Source organism: Providencia sp. PROV109 (assembly GCF_033681625.1).
GTDB classification, from domain to species: Bacteria; Pseudomonadota; Gammaproteobacteria; order Enterobacterales; family Enterobacteriaceae; genus Providencia; species Providencia hangzhouensis.
In genome coordinates, this window is sequence record NZ_CP096320.1 from 3,467,724 (window position 1) to 3,486,002 (window position 18,279).

Here is an 18,279-nt window from a genome sequence, read left to right on the forward strand (position 1 = left end):
GTTATCTTAAGACTGGCGTTGCGTTTGTATTGTCGGTTATAGCGCGGAGCAATGGGCCTTTCTCACGCATATCTGAAATGAACGCCTGAACCGTTAATGTATCGCCGCTTTGCGATGCTTTGGCGTCGAACTGGTGCTTCCCTGTTGAGTAATCATAAAACTCAATATTCAGGGTTATCCCCTTGCCTGCCCCCGCTTTATCCGCTGGCACAACCTTCCCTGACTTATTCGGAATAAAAGCCTGTTTCCCGTCGTAAGTCTGGAATATCTCAGATTCACCCGATTCATTAATACGATACGGATTGCCGCCTGATACGTTACCGCCGTAGCGACGACCGCCGAGTAATGACATTGATTGACCAGCTAACATGGATGATTGGAAAGAAGCTAATCCGCTACCTGCTGCCGCCCCGCCTGTTGCGATAGATGCCGCTATTGCCGCAGGTGTCCAAGCTGCCAACGCTGCCGCGCCCCCTGCTACTGCTGCCGCTGCGTTCGCTGTTTGTGCTGCAACTCCCATCGTTTTACTGATGATAAAGTTTTTCAGCATTTCGACACCGACTTGAACGATTGAATTAACGACACTGTTTAGAATCGTGTTACCCAATGAGCGCATGGCATCAGCCGCCGACATGGTGCCCGTCATCAACCCTGTCATTACATTGGAAGCATTACCCGCGAACGAATCAACCGCAGACGCCAGCATTTCGTAGCTTAATGATTGATTCCTCATTAGCTCCCATTGTGCCGCTGTTTGCTGCTGTTGGTACTGATTATCCATCGCTGTAATAAGCGCTCTGTATTGCATGTCAGTAGCTTGCTTTGCTGCTGTAAATTGTTCATGCGACATTTGCTGTTTAGCGTAGGAGTTCTCTAGTAACTGCTGCTCTTGATTGTAATACTCTCTCATCAAGGCGAGTTTGCGGGTATTTTCGTTCTGTAATGCTTGTACAGGGTCGAACTTAGCGCGATTCTCCGCTACTGGTGTGATGATATTATTGGCTGTGGCCTCTGCAATTTTAGTGGCGTATTCAGACGCGGTTTCTAACCTGCGGCGCTGTGATTCTTCGAAAGAAATATCACCCGCTTTCAGTTGTCTTTCTATCTGTGCCAGTTCATCAGCTTTCAACTTCTCCGCTTTGGCGATCACATTAGCTTCTAGCGCGGCTCGTTTGTCTGCTAATCGTTGCTGAATATCGTACAACTCACCAGCTAAACGCTCTGCTTCTGCTATCTGCTGAGGACTTGCCTTATCACCTAGCGCCTTTCCAGCATCATATTGCGCTAACTTCTTAGAGCCTTCTTCGTAGCCTTTATTAAGGCGTTCGATTTCAGCAATTTGTCGTTTGATTGCTTCCGTTACTGTGTCTGTGGTTTTAGATGATGATTTGGACTGTTTTTCTCTTTCCCTGTCTGCTTCAGTTAAATCATAAAAGGCTGTAGCTTCTGCTATTAACTCATCCGCCTGACCTTTATTTTGCGTTAACTTGCCAGCTTCCATTTCAGCTTTTCTAATGGCTCTTTGCCGCTTATCTTTGATTTTTAGTAACTCATTCTGTTCTTTCAAAGACAGTATTGCTTTTGCACCTTCATCGGTTTTTGGTGCTTCCTTTTGCGCTTCATTAAGAGCACGCTGAGCATCCGCAGCTTCTTTTATTTTTTTCCCCATCCATTGAACTGCATTACCTAGCTTATCAGCGCCGTTAGTAGCTCCACCGAACATTTTTGAAGCATCATCAAGCCTTGCATTCATTTCTTCGGTTGCTTTAGATACAAACCCGATCGTTTCAGCTAATCTAGCTTTCTTCTCTTCTAGGTCATTTACTTTTATTTTTAGATCATCACTTATCTCACTTAGTTTCTTTTCTTTATCTAAAAACAGCGCCATGCTTTCAGATGTTAGTTTGTAAGATGTTTTCAGCATCTCTATTTCACTTTCTAATTCTTTTATTACATCCTTTTGCTCGTTAATTGATCTTCTGGCTTTAGCCATTTCCGCTTCTAGCGCTACAGCGGATAGCTCTTTCATTCTATTTTTTAACTCTTCGATAGAATCAGCAAATGCCAATGCTTCCTCTTTTGCTTCTTGGCTTTTTTGGTAAAAATAGAATACAGCACCAGCGGCGATCATGGCTGCGCCCATTGGCCCACCAATCAATGCCAATCCAGCCCTTAAAGCTGTCAGTCCAACGTTCGCAGCTCTTGCAGCGTTACCAGTTGTAGTTATTGCTACAGTCTCAGCCTTTAATGCTTGCGCGTGAGCTAATGACGCATTCCTAGCAATTGTCTTTTTGGCTATTAAGTTTTCTAGCGCTGTAACCTCGGCATTTGTTCCTTTAGCTACATTATATTCAGCCTGAGCAAGAGCTAATGAAGATGCAGCGGCGGCCTTATCTGCTAGTGTTTTCTTCACTGTTGCAGTTGCTGCATATTGTTCAGCTAGTGCCGCTTGGTGAGTTGCCTTAGCTTGGGATGTACTTGCGGCAACATCGGCAATTTTAGCCTTAACAGAGTTACTCATAGCGCCTGCCATTCTCGCACCCATAACAGCGGCTAGAGCCATTGCGGCGGTAGAGACCTTATCAAAGTTCTCAGTTAGTACAGCAAATCCAGCCGAAACACTTCTTGTTATGCCTAACGTCTGATTTAGCTCGCCATAATAAGCCTTTGCTGAGTTTGTTAATTTCGTGAACCCATCGGCGACAGTGTTATCCATTGAGTCGGCCATTGCATTATTTGCATCTCTAGCTTTAATGATCGCATCGGCAAATAGTTGGAATGATATTTTCCCTTCAGCGGCTAGCTTTTTAACATCTTGCTCTGTAACTTTTACCCCGCCACGCATTACAGATAATTGCTTAGCGATATCCCCGATCAATGTTGGGGTCGCATTCATAATTGAGTTCCAGTTTTCTCCAGCAACTTTTCCAGACACCATTGATTTACTAAGCGCATTTAACATTGATTGTGTTTGGTTTGCACTAGTGGCATTTGCAGTTAACGCCGATGATAGAGACTCAATGTAATCAACTGTTTGCTCGGTGTTGTAACCAAGCTCTTGCATGGATGTTGCGGCTTCTACATACAACAATTGAGTTATTTCAACAGCCTTACCATTTCGATTACTTATTTCTAAAAAACGCTCCTGTATGGCGGCGTATTTCTCAACATCCCCCTCTACAGACTTCAAAGCCATTTTTATTCGAGCTGCTACTTGCCCCCACTCATCCACCGCGCTAACAACTACACCTATGGATAAAGCAGAGGCTACAGCTGCCGCTGCTTTAGATAGAGAAAGCATTGATTTTTCTGTTTTCTCAACAGATTTAGATGTTTTATTAAATCCCGAGTCGAGATCGCTTAAGCTTCTTTCCACTTGCTTATTTGCAACTAGCAGAGCTTCAGTATCTGCTTTAATAATAAATTCTACTGAACCAGCATTGAGCGTCATTGTTAACCTCTCAAAAAAGAAAGCCCCATCAAGTGACAGGGCTGTTAGCTAAAACAAAAAACCCCGCCAGTTGGCAGGGTTATTGATTTGTTAATTTAAATTAATTTGCCTTCTCTACGTCATCAACAAATCTTTTTAACGCATAGTAAGCCTTGCTGTCTTTTCCATTAGATACAATCACATCACTTATTTGCCCTTTTGATGTGTACACTCTTAACCTTGCATCAGATGCGGCAGTTATTGCCTTAATTAGACTAAAATCAACCAAAAAAGCTTGGCTTGACTTTCGAACTGACGGAGAGAAAGAATCAAAGTCAGAATAACCATCTTTTTTTGCTATCTTAAACTCTTTTCCATCAATCTTAATTTCCGCCGCGTTAATGGTCGTTATTTCATTAAATACACTAACGTACAAGATGGCTTTATCTTTATTTTTTGAATTCCACTGAGCGCCAAGACCAGTGCAGATGAATGATTGGCAGTCATTACCGTGCTCTTCAATCGATATCACAGTATTACCATCATAACTATCTTTACTTATATTAGTTCCTAACCCTGTTTTATTCGAACACCCACTTAATACTAGCAGCGCAGCAATAATAAATACCTTTTTCATGCATCCTCACATTAATTCAATAAGCCAGATTTAGTTTCAATGGCAGAATCAGATAACATATACTTATCAACAACACCATCTTTGAATATTACTATCAATTGCTTAATCTGAGAATCAGCACCACCGTCAAACAACCCGTAAAATGGAATAAGTGTTGTCCCTTTAATTTGTGTATTTGCTAACGTATAAATCCACTGCTCACCAGTTTCACTGCTAAATGTCGTCGCACTTGGCTTACCAAAAATTAGCTTTACCTCTTCTTTGGTTGTTTTACCTTTCACCAGCTTTGAATCAATACTTTCTTGCGTTTCATTTTTTATTGAATGATTGCCTGATGATGCACACCCAGCCATTAACGATACCGTCAAGCCAACCAATCCAGCTAAAAGTAACTTCTTCATCCCTTGCCTCAATATTAGATTAATTTGCCTTATATTAGCTTAGCGGGAGTGCAAATTGAAGCAAACAAAAAGGCCGCGTAAGCGACCCTTTAGATGACTACACTTTATCTACGACTTTTAACCCAATTCATCGGCCTTTCACCAGCCTTTTCAGCCCATTGGTTGTATTCACCAACCAATAAAGTAAGTTCTTCATTAGCTGACTCAAATTCTTTATAATTTTGGTGAAAGTTAGACATATTAACCTCGTATACTCTGTCATACGGATTAGGTTCTAATGTGTACCATTCAGTCATCCCTTTATAAGCATCATCCCTTCGTCTAGAAGCATCAGCTATTTTACCACGCAGATAATGACAGCGACCCAACGCCTCAAAATCTATCTCAGTCATAAATGTATAATCCTTATTCATAATTAAATTGCACATAAAGTATACCTGCTTTATTTGAGGGGTTGGAAGAAATATGAAAAGCCTCAACTAAGAGGCATAAATATTTATATATTTGATAGTATTCACCTGTAGTTCAGGCAACAAAAAACCCACCGAAGTGGGTTAGTTTGGTTATTCATCATCAGGGGTGGGTTGTTTTGCTTTTCTTCCAAAAACAAAAACGCCAGCAAGTCCAATAACATTCATAGTTATTAGCCCCGCACCTGTACCATGCTCACCTTTCCACATAAGGTACCCACCAAGCAAAAAAATAAGCAATGACAAGGAGTAAGCCATCCATTGCCCCCTTTTGTCTTTTCTGATGGCGCCATTCAGTGCAGTTTTTTGTGTTTCATGCCTGAATCGTTGCTCAGCCTCTGTGAAAGAAAGTATTCTCTCAGCCATGCCAGGAGCAATTTCTTCGTATTGCCTAAGGTGATCTGGGTGAGGTAGAGGTCCGTGGAATATTTCACGTTTTTGGATAACTGACATTATTTTAGGGCGGTCCAACAGTCTCTCGAGAACATCTGGATTCTCTTCAGCTGCGCTTTCTATTTTAGCGACCGCCCCTGTTAATTCCTCTTCCGATATTATCGTGTGATGCTTATCTTGTTCTTGCTCTGAACTCATCACTTTCACTCACAAGTTGAGAAATAGCCTTGCTCATATCTTTCCCTACGGCTTCGATATCTTTTTTTAGGCGCTCTTGATCTCGCCCTTGCGCTGCCATTCTTCTGTAATCCGTAGCAGGAGCTAAGTCCATTATGCTACCCATAACTATGAGATATCTGCGCATTGTTGCCGTCATGTGACACCTCCGCTTAGTTAAATACCACAGTTCATAGGTTGTGGTTCATCAAATTGCTAAATATACCTTGGAGTATATTAGAATTAAGTTAACTTAACTGCAAGCTCTACTTGTATCTTGAATATCGAGGTGTATAATACGCCACCCTTGTAATGACTGTGGTTATAACCAGCTACTAACTCTTAGGTAGCACTATAAAATTATCTAGAATTTCCTTCACGATTTCTTTCTTCAATGAGTTAATCAGCAACGTTGAACCAAGATCACAATCAGGAACTGTGCCGTTCAAGGCGTCAGATAATATACTGATGATTTCTGAATTCATTGACCGTCCATTACTATCAGCCCTATCAGCAATTGCATCTCTCATACCGGTAGGTAGTCTCAAACTAAATTTATCCATTAACTGGCTAGGAAATTTATCTGTCATTTTGTTTACCTGTTAAGTTAGAAGCCCGTCCTTGGGCTGGGTGGTTAGGCAGAATGGCCTTCTAGTTTAGAAATAGCAGTTCCCCACGCTCTCCCTGTAAAATTAGTTGATTTGAGTTTGTTAAATAAAATCGTAGTACCATTAATTACTTTGAAACCATATTCACACTTCATGTCATAAATAGCACCAGTAAATCGACTGCCAAACTCAACAAATGCAGGATACATATCAGTAGCAGCCTGACGCATTTGATTTGCAGCATTGCACATTTGAACAATGGATAACATTTCTTCTTCTGTGAAACTGAATTCTGGCGCTGTGGGTAACTGCTGTTTCGGTAAATACTCACCTTCTAGCGGAACACGCGCAGCTAGTGATAATGTCTCTGTGAATTTATCGCTATCAATTTCTTTGTATGTGCAACCGAAATGACTTTTTAGCGACGACCACATAGTTATCATTGCTTTTGCTTGCTTCTCTTTGGGCAATGCTTTGCCGCGATTTAAAACGAGTTGCTTAATTGCTTCTTGCTGCTCTGAGGTAATGCGACCAGCGATTTGTTTAACCTGCTTACGTGGCTTAGCCTTAACTTCACCAGTAGTCCAATACTCATAAAGTACGTCGTCGCATTCTTCTTGATACTGGATTACTTTATCACGGATTTCTGGTTTAACTTTATTGGGCATTATTGAAAATAACCAACCTGTTAATTTATGCATTGCTAAGCAAACAGTCTCTTGAGCGCCACCAATTGTAGGTATTACCATTTTGATCATACCTTTAGAAAAGCGTTGATTTAGCTTTCTTAATTGCGGCTCCCAAGATAACCCCATACCTTCAACAATTGGCTTCATTGGTACGTATGGCCTTCCTTCATGATTGACGATACATAAATTGTTACCGTGGAAAGGTACGTTAATTGTTGATACACTATTCATGTCGGTTTTCTCCAGTATTACTGACAAATTAGAAGCCTCGACTGTTCCCGCAGTTGGGGCTTCGCTGTTAATTAGCACTCACAACACCTTCTTTCTTCAAAAAATCCATCACAATTCTGTGAACTTCATTATTTAAAGATCTTCCGTTTTTTTCTGCCCACTGCTTAACTAGGTCAATATCCTTTTCAGGCCAACGAAAATTAAGCTGTGGTAGCTTTCTCGCTCCTTTCATATCTTCTCCTTAATGAACCACCGTGGTTCAATTGAGAATGTACTATCACCGTTATAGACTGTCAAGAAAAATAAAGGTGATTATATGAGCAGAGAATACCCTCAATTCAAATTGCGGATGCCTCCAGAAACAAGAGATAAATTAAAAGCCAGAGCAGATATGAACGGACGCTCAGTCAATGCAGAATTATTACAGATTATAGATGATGCATTGTCAGTACCTTCGTCAGTATCTGGATATAGAAATGACAGAGAGAGACTTGCTGACCATCAAGCTGAGGAAGTTAAAAAAATGGTATTCAGCACTCTAATGGAACTTTACGACAAGGATAACAAGTGATGAAGCTTTAGCTTCCTAACCAGCCTCGACCGCTGGCATACCCAAATGCTAACATGAAGAAAGGCCACAGTAGCCAACATAAGGTAATTAAATGTTCGATAAAATCATTGCTTTCTTGGGTCATGTATCACCTCTAATAGGAATAATTACTTTCTTCATTGGTCGATGGTGGGGAAGAAAAGACGCCATAGCTATTGCTCGTAGGAACGAGTGGAATAAAGCTTCTGAGCCTGTGCACGTTCTGGCGCTTAGCCATGCGTCAGAGTTGCGCTCAAGACTATCTAAGAGAATACCAATATCTGAGCAGCAAATAGACTCCTTGTTATGGCACTGCGATAAAAAAGATGCCGATAAAATAAAATCTGCTTGGTTAAATTATAAAGATATTGAAAGCAGAACTGGAGATGAATATTGGCAAGATCCATCGTTCAATGAATGGGATGAATATGCTGCTGCCGCTGAGAAGTTAGGTCATTTAACTAAGAAGAAGTAGCGGCATCAGGCTCAAAAAATACAACTAAAACACTTAGATCTACATCTCTCTCATATAACCGCTCAAAAAGGTAATCATTCATTGATGATATCTCATCTAGATTTTTGCCTTTAGCGGTTGCTATGATAACTAGGCCAACGTCCACGTCTTTACTTACATGTATATTAACGTCATCAGTAAGTAATCCATAATGATCACATACTGAAATTAGCACGCTCATACTGTTAGCGACATGGTCAACAGGAATATTAACATGTTGAATATCTGACGACGGAACGGGCTTTGTTGTTGGTTTAGGCTCTCTCATATCAACCCTCTTTTTCTTCTGTTGGAAGTTCAAATGTGGTCTTACTTTCTTTAATTAACAACCCCATATGCTGCACACAGTCACCAACGCAAGTGCTACAAATACCAGCGGCATTGTCTTTAGCTAAAATAAGAATTGGTACTTTAGTTTGACTACGCCCACAGAAATTACATTTTAACTCAACCATACCCTACCTCGCATTATCACGCATAATAATTTTATCAGCCCAATCCATAGCTTCTTCATACCGCTTGTTAGATGGGATTTTATCTTTTTCGCTACGGGGAAACTTAGCTTCCATAGCAGCGCGGAAACCTGTCATTGTCATTCCCCATGCTTCCTGTTCGCTAATGCCTAAATGGGCTACAGCAAGATAAACATAGACGCGCGGGTCAAACTCGTTTGTGAATTTACCTTGCGGCTCTTCATCTTCATCGGGCTTTTGGTCGCCCATGATGCCGTGGCGCATGAGGTGACGGGCAAGAGTGATAATATCCTGTAACTTCAAGCGCCCTTCTCGATAGCTTAGCCAGCCTTTACGGTTGACGCTAAGATTGCCAATTAACACACTGACTTTTTCGTTACAGCACTTTTCAATCACTTCTTTGCATTCCATGACCATGTTAGCAAAGCAAATCGCCTCTGCATTTTTTGCTAGTTTAGGGTCTTTCAGGTTAGGAAATCGACCTCCGTGTACAGTAACGAAAATATCAGTTAATCGCGTGGGTGAGTTTTGAGATAGCCTAGCCATTGCTGAAAATGACGGGATTAAATGATACGGCTTACCATCGACAATCACCGCTATTTGCCCTACATCCGTTAATACTTGCATGAGACCTCAATAGAGGGGCTTGCGCCCCTTAGATTAAGAAATGGTGACTGTTGCTTGACTTGAAGTAACACTGCCCGCAGAAGTTGAAGTGATAACGCAAGTGTATTCCCCTGCATCACCCGCAACCGTTGCCTGTTTAGTGAATGTCGCAGCAGTACCGCCAGACACATTACTGTTACCTTTCTTCCACTGGTAAGTTAGCGCTGAGCCATCGGTGGATTTAGCTTCCACAGATAAAGTTAGCGTTTGGCCTACAGTTAAGGTCTGGTCTACTGGCTGCTTGGTGATTACGATTTCTTCTGGAATATCACGGATATCGACACCACCTGCGCTATTGGCTTCAATAGACCAAGTAGCTACGTCATCGTGTGGATATTCATCACTCCAGCTAGTCACTAAGAAACAGCCTTCTGTGATATCTGTAGGGCTAACAATCTTGAACCATACGTAAGGTTGACCTGATGTAGTTTCAGGGTTGTTAACGTGGCGCTTAAGCTCTTTTTGACCGTACAAAGACTCTTTACGAGATACGCCATCACCCGAGAAAGTGACGTTTTTATACGAAACTAAGCTTTCCTGTGTATTTTGTGGCGACATATCGCCCGTTGCGTCTACCGTTTCCCATTCAGTAGCAGACGACTTTCCGCGCATCATACCAAGGCGACCGTAGTCCATTGGTGATGGTTTGTTCTCAGGACACGCAATTGCATAAAATACAACGACGTCGCGCCCTGTGAATGCACCTGATTCACATGCCATGTTTATTTACTCCGTTATCGTGAGATTATTGTGTTGAAATTGATTTCGAGGACTAAGCGATTTCTGTCGCTCATTGATTGGTTGATACCGCCGATTGGCTCTACATAGGTCATGCATCCGATTTTATGGTCTCGGATTAATGCTTCTCTAATACTAAAAGCTAGGTCTTCAAGTGCTGATTGACCGCCATCGACTTCAGATATAAGCAGCATTCGGTAGGAATCGCGTGTTATAGCCTCCTCTGGCTTAGCGCCACCCATTCGCTGAATGACGATAAACTTGTCTAGTTGCTGACCATCTTTCCAAAATCGATACTGAACATCGAACCCTTCAGAGAAGTGATTAACCTCCAGCCACTCAGTAATTTCGCTGTAAATATCACTAGGCTTCATATCTTGTAGCCTCGTTTAATGATTTCCTGTATTTCTGGCGCTGCGTTTTCAAAACCTTTGCGTAAAAAATCAGGCTCTGCGTTAGGGTCCCAATATCGCCCCTTACCAGTACCGCCGCCAAATGAGACACCGCTTCTAGTCTTTCCAAAATCTTCTCTTGGCTGACCTTTAAGCTTACCTTTCATCTGACTAACCGCTGCGGCATAGTTTGCTGAATAACCGACTCTGGCCTCATAACCGCTAGGTATTCTCTGCAATTGTCGATACTGACTGTTGATGAGATTGGATGTGTCGATAGGGGTAATTGCAGCGGCATAAGCCGCACCAGTGATAGATATCTCTTGCATAACTCGGGCTGTTCGCTGTGTAGCAATAAGCTCTAATTCGCTATTGATATTCCCTCTGACTCGCCTGATACCTTTGACTTTTACGCCCATATCACGTCCTTATCTCATAATCGAACTCTTCACCGAAAAAGCTCATATCATCTTCTTTAACCGTGATGATAATGTCAGCTCCTGCGACTCTCGGGTCAGATTGAGAAGTGGTATCACCTTTGGCAATGTAGAAGCCGCGTTCTGGCTTTTGTACATCTACACCGTTACGCTTCAGCTCAGTGTAAAAAACGTTATTGGTGACGAACTCTTTCCCCATATCGTCTTTCACAACTTCATTGCTTGATTGCCATGTGCAGTCGATAAGATATGGTGTGCCATAGGTGATTGTGTCATCCCATTTACCACCGCCACGAATGACAGGGTAAATTGTTGCTAGTGCGGTATAGGACCAGTTAGCGGTAGCGCTCATCGACCACCTCCACACATACAGCCACCTTTAGCTATCCACAATCCAGCATGCGCTGTTTGGGTCGGGTCAGATGGAATTAGGCCATTAGCGCATCCGTGCTTATCTAATCCACGTAGAAGCGATGTAGTGTAGTGGTCAACTAAAATTGGCCACGGTTTTAGAGTTTTTCCGGTATTGGTTTTCTGATTCGTTTGGTGGTAATCCACCGTTATATTCATGCGGCCTGACTTCGCTGTAATACCCGACGATATAATCCGTTATTGCATGGGCTGCTTCACTGAAGCTGATGTAGCCGGTCACCGGCACCCACTCATTTTTCAGACTTCTGAAGAAGCGCTCCATCGGGCTGTTATCCCAGCAGTTACCACGCCTACTCATACTTTGTTTTATCCGGTATCGCCACAGTAACTGTCGGAACTGCCTGCTTGTATAGTGGCTACCCTGATCACTGTGGAACATGAGCCCGGATGGCTTATTTCGTATTTCCCATGCCATTTTCAGCGCTTTGGTTGTCAGTTTGCTGTCCGGAGAAAATGACATTGCCCAGCCCACGGGTTTCCTTGCGAACAGGTCGAGTACAACGGCCAGGTATGCCCAGCGTTTACCGGTCCAGATATACGTTACGTCGCCGCACCATACCTGATTGGGCTCTGTCACTGCGAACTGTCGCTCAAGGTGGTTCGGGATAGCAATGTGTTCATGACCGCCACGTTTATACCGGTGAACAGGCTGCTGACAGCTCACCAGCCCCATCTCCTTCATTAGCCGTCCGGCAAGCCATCGTCCCATCCGGAAGCCCCTGTGTGTTGCCATTACAGCGATACTTCTTGCACCTGCTGAGCCATGACTGAGGCCGTGCAGCTCCTGAACCTGACTACGTAATACGGCTCTCCTGCCGTCCGGATTGTCAGGCCGGTTTTCCCGGTATCTATAGCTGCTGCGGTGAACTCCGAACACGCAGCAAAGAGTGGCCACAGGATAATGCGCTCTGAGTTTCCCGATCACCGAGACCTGTTCAGGGAGTCTGACATCAAGAGCGCGGTAGCCTTTTTTAATATTTCGTTTTCCATTTCAATACGTTGAATTTTTTTCTTCAGCTCACGTATCTCAATTTGTTCCGGCGTGATAGGGGATGCTTTCGGTGTTTTGCCTGCCCGTTCGTCCCGTAATTGCTTTACCCACCGCGTCAAGGTGGAAAGCCCGATATTCATGGCTTTCGCGGCATCTGCAACTGTATAGTTCTGATCCACAACCAGCTGGGCTGATTCACGTCTGAATTCTGCACTGAAATTTCGTTTTTTCATTAAGGCACCTGTGTTGTTCTGAGGTGAGCATATCACCTCTGTTCAGGTGGCCAAATTTATTAAACCACTACAGTAGCCGCTTTCCATCTATCACCAAAGGATTGATACCGAAATGACCGTGACGCACCGTTAGGGGCTGATTGCGAGCTGATATACTTATCACCCTGACCAAGTGCCATGAGCGCAAGCAAATACATCTGAATCAATAGTGCGGTTGCCGCTGGGTAATGCTTATCAAGGCATTCCTGAATACTACCGACCTGCTCAATCAACGCGTCGAGAATAAAATCAGGTAACTCTATTCCCTGCCCCGTCAGGTATTCTTTGGCTTGCTCTTTTGTGATCATGATTACCTCACAAAGCAAAGCCCCCTCTCGAGGGCATAAAAAAAACCGCTTTCGCGGCTATTCTTCTGGAAGCAGAGCAATTAGCTCATCGACCTTGGCTTTCTCATCAAACTCAATACCTAATTCAGTGAGTTTTTCGATTACTTCTTTCTTAGTTGGCTTTTTAGATTGCTCAATTGAGGGTGTTAGTGCCGCACTAGCTTCATAGGACAGCAAGCGTACATTTGGCTTTAACACTGGATGCAACTCTTCAAATTCAACTACCTGCCCCTTAATAACACCATGCCAAGGGATAATAACTTCATACTTAGCCATTTTTATCTCCTTAGCTCAGTTTCGCACCATAAACCACACCAGATTTACCTTCACCATCACGAGTGATTTGCAGACCTGCCGCGCTCATGATTTGGAAGTTGTAGTTATCCTGCGGCATAAAGCGAGGCTTAGGAACAACCCCTGTCGCCATACCAACTAAAGGAGTCACCACATCTTTGCGGCGCTGATACGCAATGAACTCAGAGCCTTTAAGCGCGTAAGTCGGTCGGATTTCTTTCACGCCAGCATAGGGTAGCAATGTATCGATAACACGGCCATTCACTACGCTATTACCTGCACCTGCACCAACCGCAACTACTGTAGGCTTAATCAAGTTACCCCATGCCTCATAGCTCACCCACATAACATCGTAAACATCTACTTTGTTATTGTAAGCAGTCTGACCAAATGCACCTTTGAAGCCAAAGAATGCTAACAGTGCCGGTAAATCTGCTGTGGTTAAATCGATACCTGCACCTGAAGTGCCTAAGTCAATCTTCGCTGTGTTGCGATGGTTCTTCAGACCCTGACCTTTGTAGCCATCAACGCTGATTTTGTCATCACCATTCAGGAAGTAATTAACAATCTTCTTGTTGAATTGGCGCATCTTCGCGGTTTGAGAATCCAACACTAAGTCGATCCCCACTGTGCTTAAACCTGCCGCATGACGCCAGTTAACACCATAACCAGCAGTAAACACTGGAATTGGGTCACCGTCTGAACCGTATTCAGTGTGGTCATGTGAGTATGGCGCTTGACCATCGATACTGATTGACACATCGTCAGCAATATCACCAACCACATTATACAGCTTGGCGGTTTTACCAATAGGCAACACAGTTTGCAGGCCCATTAAATCATTGACGATTTCCATGCCTGTTTCTTGGTCGCGGAGCTGGATAATGTTACGGTCAATTTCAGCCCAAAATTCACGAGTGAAGCCGCCAACTTGGTTTGCCGCTAACGTTTCACCGTCCATCACGTTCTGATACTGGTTAATCATCAGATTATGCTGCGTGTTGTAAATATTACGTGTCGCCCACAGCCCTTCCCACTGACGTTGCAGCCGGCTATTTGTTGCTAAAGTTTCAGCAGTATAAAACATAGTTTTTCCTTTTAATTATGCAGCGGCAACAGTGCCAACACGGAAGCGAACTCGAATGAAATCCGCGCTAGACAGAGTTACTTCATCTTGGCTGTAGCCAATAACCAAGTCGGTATCAGCAGTTGCCAAAGCACCTTGACCATCCGCACCAAATTTAATCGGTGAGTCTTTTTTGTAAGTGCCAGCAGGAACCAACAAAGCAAGCTCTCGACCTTCTTCCACATACTCACCGACAGCAGAGTCACCAGCTGGAATCGCATCACGAATTGTCAGACCTTGGTGATATGCAGGATTGGTGATGTAAATGCGACCTGTTAATGCTGTAGCTTGAACAAACTCATCATTTGCATCAATAACTACGAAAGTACCGGGCAACACATTCGCCTTTGCTGCGCGAGTTTCTGTAATTGATTTGCCGTCAAGATTTACACGGCGGTAACGACTAGTAGCCATTATTGAGCTCCTTTAAAGTATTCCGCTGGGTTTGGTGCGCCAACTTGCTCTTGCTGTGTGACTGAGTTGCCAGCTAATGACGCTGTTTCACCGAGTTGCTTGTGCATGTCGATTAACGCTTGGCCTTGTAGTGAATTTGCAACCACTTCGCCATATTTAGCCGCTACCTCTTTGCGCATTTCTGTTTCTTCAGCGCGTTGGTTAGCGGTTAGTGATTCTTCTAACTTCTGATGGTTAACTTGAAGCGCATCAACCTTTTCATTGATTGGCTTTAATTGCTCAGCAAAATTTGCCGCTAATGCTTGTGTGATATCGCCTACTAAGTCTTTCTTTTCTTCTTGAGTTAAAGGCATGTCGCCCTCCGTGCTGTTATTGATTGCAGGGCTTGCCTGCGGTTTACTGAATACCGATTTAAGTTTGTTTGTTACCACTTTCACCCACGACTCTTGGCGCTCTACTTCTTCGCCTTGAATGTCAAATGTGATAACGCCATCTTCGTTAGTGTAGGAATGTAATTTAGCCGTGCCGTTATCTACCATGATGACTGCGTGTGTATCAGTGAAATCAGATACCCATACATATTCGTCACCAGTAGCAAACTGCTTGCGAGCCGCCATTGTTAACTTGTGCTCTTTCTCGCGATAGGTTTCGCCAGTAAGCGCGCCGTTGTTGACTTGCATTTCGGTTGCTTGGTCAGCGTTGACCATCATTCCGACGCCTTGAGTTGGTGTTGCTGCGCCAGATTCATGAAGCAAGATTGCGTCATGGTCCATGCTGTGGATTTTTGCAATCCAGTTATAGCCTTGTGCTTTCTGCTCTTCGTTGGCTTCAAGTTGCTCCAAGAAAACAGCTACACTGGTATGAATTGGCTCTGAACTTTCGCCGCTTTCCAGCGCTTCCACTCTTGCCAAAACTTGGCGGCCACCTTCAGATTCTTTAGCTTTGTTTACATCAATCCACTTTTCGACATAAATCCGATTGCCAACTTTCGCAACATTACGATTCCATGCGCCTATATGCCCCTGATTGATACCCTCAGCGGATAATGCTGATACGAACTCACCATTTACCGTTGGGTGACCAAGTGGCGCTAGAGTGCCTTCTAGGCCTCTGTAGTGAGCATCGATTTCTGTGCTTGGATATAAGCCGCCTTTCATTATGACGTTTGCTGGCAGTGTGTAACTCGGGATGATGATGTGCTCACGACCGTTATAGGTTTCACGCCTGATTGATGCGCTGTTAACCTTAGTCGTGACGTTTACTTGAATCGGCATCGTTATTCCTCCGCCCATTGGTAACCACGTTCTTTCATGGCTTCTTTTTCCTCTTTCAGTTTATTGAGTAACGTATCGTTATACGGCCTACCTTCTTTGTCGGTCAGAATGGTCACTGTCGAACACTTGCAGTTGATTGAATTACCATCTCTAGCCCACCAATCGCGCTGCTCGTCAGTGGTAAATATTTTTCCGTGACGTGATGCATGATTAGGTCGAGTTGTTGGGCTCAGTGCTGATATGTGGACCTGTCGAGTATCAAGATTGAGAACTTCGCTAGCTTCGTCAGCCTCATCCATTCTTGCCCTACGTAGTGCTGTGGTAATTTCCGTTCTGGCCACTCGATTAGCACGGCGAATTTCGATACCTGATTGCTCATTCAGATTTCTAGCAACCTCACGAGGATTTAGCCCCCTCGCTATACCATCGGTAAGAATGCGCGCCATATCTGCTTTGACTTGTGCTGACAGCCCTTTCATTTCCTCAAACACACGAGCGCGAACCAATGCCATGCGAAGCTGATAAGGCTCACTGAGTAATATTGTTGCCACGCTTTGTTGTGTTGCGGCATATGTTGTCGATTGCAGCGCTAAGTTTGCATACTCCTGCGCTGTTCCTCGTTCATATGCTGTGCTGACGTACTCATTGAAAAAGAAGTTATTGAATTCACCACCCTGCAATAACACCTCATCAACCATGAGCTCACCGTCTCTCAAGATGATTGAAAGATAGTTAGGGTCTAGGTCGAATTGGTATTTTTTATTAACTACAGGCTCGGATGGTATTCTATTGAGTAGCTGTATGTAGCCTTGTGATACTTTTTTAATGCGCTTGGCAAAGGCTTTCATTGCTCCGCGCTCTAATTTATCAACCGCTGTCGGATCGGCTTTCGTTCCTGCTCTTATCGCGGTTCGTATCTTCTGGATTTTCATCGAATTCACCTAGCGGTGGCTTATTATCAGTTTCGTAGTCGGGCCCTGCTGCTGTTCTAATTTCCTCAACCGTAAATACAGGCTCACCCGTTGCTAGTGATGCCTGATTAATACGGCTCATCTTCTCAGCACTATCAAGCTTCTCAGTAGCTGATTGCTCGTTCAGGTCATCCCAAATAACCGTTTTCTCTGGCACGGGCTCTAGCACTTTGATTCGTGTTAAGTGGTCAATAAAGTCTTCCACCTCGAATGAAAGCTCACTTTCCCTACGTGACTGACATCGTGAATTGAAATACTTCTGGTCTTCAGTGCTGGCTCTTTCACCTGTTTGCATACCGACAAGTATTTTTGATGGAATATCTAAAGCGGCTGCGGCAGTCTGTAAGTTAACGTTATAGGTTGGTGTCGGGTCAGCAACTGGGCTAACCAACGGGGTAGCCGTAGCACCTTGCGTGACCAAAGTTACATCGTTCCCCCTGTTAATCTCTCTTGTAGCTTCATTGAATTTCTCTTGAAGCTCATTAACGCTCACCCCGTACATGGCGGCTAAGTTGTTAAAGTCGATGGTTTCGGCAAAGTTAATATTTAACTGTCTGGCGGCATTCTTGAGGAATGATTCACCAGAACCACCTTCGACTTTCTCAAGGCTTACAAATGCGTTGTAGGCTGGCTCAAGGAAACCAATGGCATCAATGGAGTAATCACCAAGAATGAAAACGCGATCAGGATGAATATTGATATTCCTAGTGCCACCATTGGGTAGTGACTCAGTGTATTGCCACATCTTGGGTTGACCGTAGTCAGGCGAATTAATATCTGTCACCCACTCAGTAGGTTTGATAGCACTAGCCCATGCAGGAGTAACCTTTTTGAGTAATTTAGAAGCTTTAACTTGCTCGTGCCATTTTCCTCCATCATTAATGTGAAGTATCAGCCCTGCATATCTACCAACTAATCGACGTTGGTCTGCTTCTTTAAATTCTCGCCATATACGCTTAGTTACTTGCTTTTTAAATTTGCCTTCCCACGAGGTTTCTTCCTTAGATTTATCTGCTTTGTCACCTTCGATAACTTGAGGTGACGTTTTCCAGCAAGTTCCAGTAAGTTTTGTTACCCCGCCGTAAGCGATGCCACCACGTCTAAACAGGTTATATAAATCACTGAATGTCAGAGTTTGTTTAAATCCGTACTCGCACCACGCTGATTCGCGCTTGGCATCAATCCCCATAGTCGGATTAACCAAGGCCATACGAGCACGAGATATCGCGTCATTCATCGCATGATTGACGGCTAATTGTAATTTGTCGGTCATG

The 18,279-nt window shown here is 43.7% G+C and carries 24 protein-coding genes and 2 pseudogenes; 2 read left to right on the plus strand and 24 right to left on the minus strand.

Annotated features, from left to right (window positions below; all coding sequences use genetic code 11):
• Position 1: 1 nt before the first annotated feature.
• The 9 genes and pseudogenes from M1F25_RS15970 to M1F25_RS16010 form a co-directional block, all read right to left on the minus strand.
• The gene (locus tag M1F25_RS15970) at positions 2–3,451 is read right to left on the minus strand and encodes a tape measure protein (RefSeq protein WP_181488353.1); all 3,450 of its coding nucleotides are present in this window, start codon (positions 3,449–3,451) and stop codon (positions 2–4) included.
• Between the two features lie 100 nt (positions 3,452–3,551).
• Positions 3,552–4,067 (minus strand): hypothetical protein, encoded by a 516-nt coding sequence (locus tag M1F25_RS15975; RefSeq protein WP_154639080.1) that lies wholly within the window; start codon positions 4,065–4,067, stop codon positions 3,552–3,554.
• Positions 4,068–4,078: 11 nt separating this feature from the next.
• A complete protein-coding gene (locus tag M1F25_RS15980; RefSeq protein ID WP_154639079.1) occupies positions 4,079–4,468 on the minus strand; it encodes an outer membrane protein assembly factor BamE in 390 nt (129 codons plus the stop codon).
• 104 nt (positions 4,469–4,572) lie between these two features.
• The gene (locus M1F25_RS15985) at positions 4,573–4,860 is read right to left on the minus strand and encodes a hypothetical protein (RefSeq protein ID WP_140180753.1); all 288 of its coding nucleotides are present in this window, start codon (positions 4,858–4,860) and stop codon (positions 4,573–4,575) included.
• A gap of 171 nt (positions 4,861–5,031) precedes the next feature.
• Complete coding sequence (locus M1F25_RS15990) at positions 5,032–5,529, minus strand: DUF2335 domain-containing protein (protein ID WP_232368752.1); 498 nt, start codon at positions 5,527–5,529, stop codon at positions 5,032–5,034.
• On the minus strand, positions 5,504–5,662 hold the full coding sequence (locus tag M1F25_RS15995) for a hypothetical protein (protein WP_154635018.1): 159 nt from the start codon (positions 5,660–5,662) through the stop codon (positions 5,504–5,506). Before M1F25_RS15995 ends, M1F25_RS15990 begins: the two co-directional genes overlap by 26 nt.
• A gap of 328 nt (positions 5,663–5,990) precedes the next feature.
• A pseudogene (locus M1F25_RS22480) lies at positions 5,991–6,137 on the minus strand (Arc family DNA-binding protein); the annotation flags it as partial.
• A 44-nt stretch (positions 6,138–6,181) separates the two neighbouring features.
• Entirely contained in the window at positions 6,182–7,153 is a 972-nt protein-coding gene (locus M1F25_RS16005; protein WP_405127813.1) for a phage antirepressor N-terminal domain-containing protein, read from the minus strand.
• Positions 7,143–7,307, minus strand: a complete 165-nt coding sequence (locus tag M1F25_RS16010) for an Arc family DNA-binding protein (protein ID WP_181488359.1) — start codon at positions 7,305–7,307, stop codon at positions 7,143–7,145. Before M1F25_RS16010 ends, M1F25_RS16005 begins: the two co-directional genes overlap by 11 nt.
• A gap of 84 nt (positions 7,308–7,391) precedes the next feature.
• On the opposite strand from M1F25_RS16010, the gene M1F25_RS16015 reads away from it, so the two are divergent.
• Both M1F25_RS16015 and M1F25_RS16020 read left to right on the plus strand, forming a co-directional pair.
• The gene (locus tag M1F25_RS16015) at positions 7,392–7,646 is read left to right on the plus strand and encodes an Arc family DNA-binding protein (protein WP_181488361.1); all 255 of its coding nucleotides are present in this window, start codon (positions 7,392–7,394) and stop codon (positions 7,644–7,646) included.
• Between the two features lie 91 nt (positions 7,647–7,737).
• Complete coding sequence (locus tag M1F25_RS16020) at positions 7,738–8,139, plus strand: hypothetical protein (protein ID WP_181488363.1); 402 nt, start codon at positions 7,738–7,740, stop codon at positions 8,137–8,139.
• Here the strand turns inward: M1F25_RS16020 and M1F25_RS16025 are convergent.
• From M1F25_RS16025 to M1F25_RS16095, 15 genes and pseudogenes are all read right to left on the minus strand, one after another.
• Positions 8,126–8,446: a hypothetical protein gene (locus tag M1F25_RS16025; RefSeq protein WP_181488365.1), complete on the minus strand. Its 321-nt coding sequence runs from the start codon at positions 8,444–8,446 to the stop codon at positions 8,126–8,128. The two genes, M1F25_RS16020 and M1F25_RS16025, sit on opposite strands and share 14 nt — an antisense overlap.
• Position 8,447: 1 nt before the next feature.
• Positions 8,448–8,633, minus strand: a complete 186-nt coding sequence (locus M1F25_RS16030) for a ClpX C4-type zinc finger protein (protein WP_165880899.1) — start codon at positions 8,631–8,633, stop codon at positions 8,448–8,450.
• 3 nt (positions 8,634–8,636) lie between these two features.
• Positions 8,637–9,278: a DUF6246 family protein gene (locus M1F25_RS16035; RefSeq protein WP_181488367.1), complete on the minus strand. Its 642-nt coding sequence runs from the start codon at positions 9,276–9,278 to the stop codon at positions 8,637–8,639.
• Between the two features lie 33 nt (positions 9,279–9,311).
• Positions 9,312–10,037: a phage tail tube protein gene (locus M1F25_RS16040; protein WP_140171656.1), complete on the minus strand. Its 726-nt coding sequence runs from the start codon at positions 10,035–10,037 to the stop codon at positions 9,312–9,314.
• A 14-nt stretch (positions 10,038–10,051) separates the two neighbouring features.
• A complete protein-coding gene (locus tag M1F25_RS16045) occupies positions 10,052–10,429 on the minus strand; it encodes a hypothetical protein (protein WP_181488369.1) in 378 nt (125 codons plus the stop codon).
• Positions 10,426–10,866 (minus strand): hypothetical protein, encoded by a 441-nt coding sequence (locus M1F25_RS16050; protein WP_181488371.1) that lies wholly within the window; start codon positions 10,864–10,866, stop codon positions 10,426–10,428. Before M1F25_RS16050 ends, M1F25_RS16045 begins: the two co-directional genes overlap by 4 nt.
• 1 nt (position 10,867) lies before the next feature.
• Complete coding sequence (locus M1F25_RS16055) at positions 10,868–11,236, minus strand: hypothetical protein (protein ID WP_181488373.1); 369 nt, start codon at positions 11,234–11,236, stop codon at positions 10,868–10,870.
• 135 nt (positions 11,237–11,371) lie between these two features.
• A protein-coding gene (locus tag M1F25_RS16060) for an IS3 family transposase (protein WP_094963266.1) occupies positions 11,372–12,540 on the minus strand; the annotation gives its coding sequence in 2 pieces (ribosomal slippage) (positions 11,372–12,291 and positions 12,291–12,540; 1,170 coding nt in all).
• Between the two features lie 74 nt (positions 12,541–12,614).
• Positions 12,615–12,887 (minus strand): annotated as a pseudogene (locus M1F25_RS16065) (hypothetical protein); the annotation flags it as partial.
• A gap of 57 nt (positions 12,888–12,944) precedes the next feature.
• Positions 12,945–13,202 carry a hypothetical protein gene (locus M1F25_RS16070; RefSeq protein WP_232368691.1) on the minus strand — a complete coding sequence of 86 codons (258 nt, stop codon included), beginning with the start codon at positions 13,200–13,202 and terminating at the stop codon, positions 12,945–12,947.
• Between the two features lie 10 nt (positions 13,203–13,212).
• On the minus strand, positions 13,213–14,307 hold the full coding sequence (locus M1F25_RS16075; protein ID WP_181488377.1) for a major capsid protein: 1,095 nt from the start codon (positions 14,305–14,307) through the stop codon (positions 13,213–13,215).
• A 15-nt stretch (positions 14,308–14,322) separates the two neighbouring features.
• Positions 14,323–14,760, minus strand: a complete 438-nt coding sequence (locus tag M1F25_RS16080) for a hypothetical protein (protein WP_181488378.1) — start codon at positions 14,758–14,760, stop codon at positions 14,323–14,325.
• On the minus strand, positions 14,760–16,034 hold the full coding sequence (locus M1F25_RS16085; protein ID WP_181488380.1) for a hypothetical protein: 1,275 nt from the start codon (positions 16,032–16,034) through the stop codon (positions 14,760–14,762). The genes M1F25_RS16080 and M1F25_RS16085 overlap by 1 nt, the downstream gene beginning before the upstream one ends.
• A 2-nt stretch (positions 16,035–16,036) precedes the next feature.
• Complete coding sequence (locus M1F25_RS16090; protein WP_181488382.1) at positions 16,037–16,966, minus strand: phage minor head protein; 930 nt, start codon at positions 16,964–16,966, stop codon at positions 16,037–16,039.
• On the minus strand, positions 16,902–18,278 hold the full coding sequence (locus M1F25_RS16095; RefSeq protein ID WP_318836631.1) for an anti-CBASS protein Acb1 family protein: 1,377 nt from the start codon (positions 18,276–18,278) through the stop codon (positions 16,902–16,904). Before M1F25_RS16095 ends, M1F25_RS16090 begins: the two co-directional genes overlap by 65 nt.
• Position 18,279 lies beyond the last annotated feature (1 nt).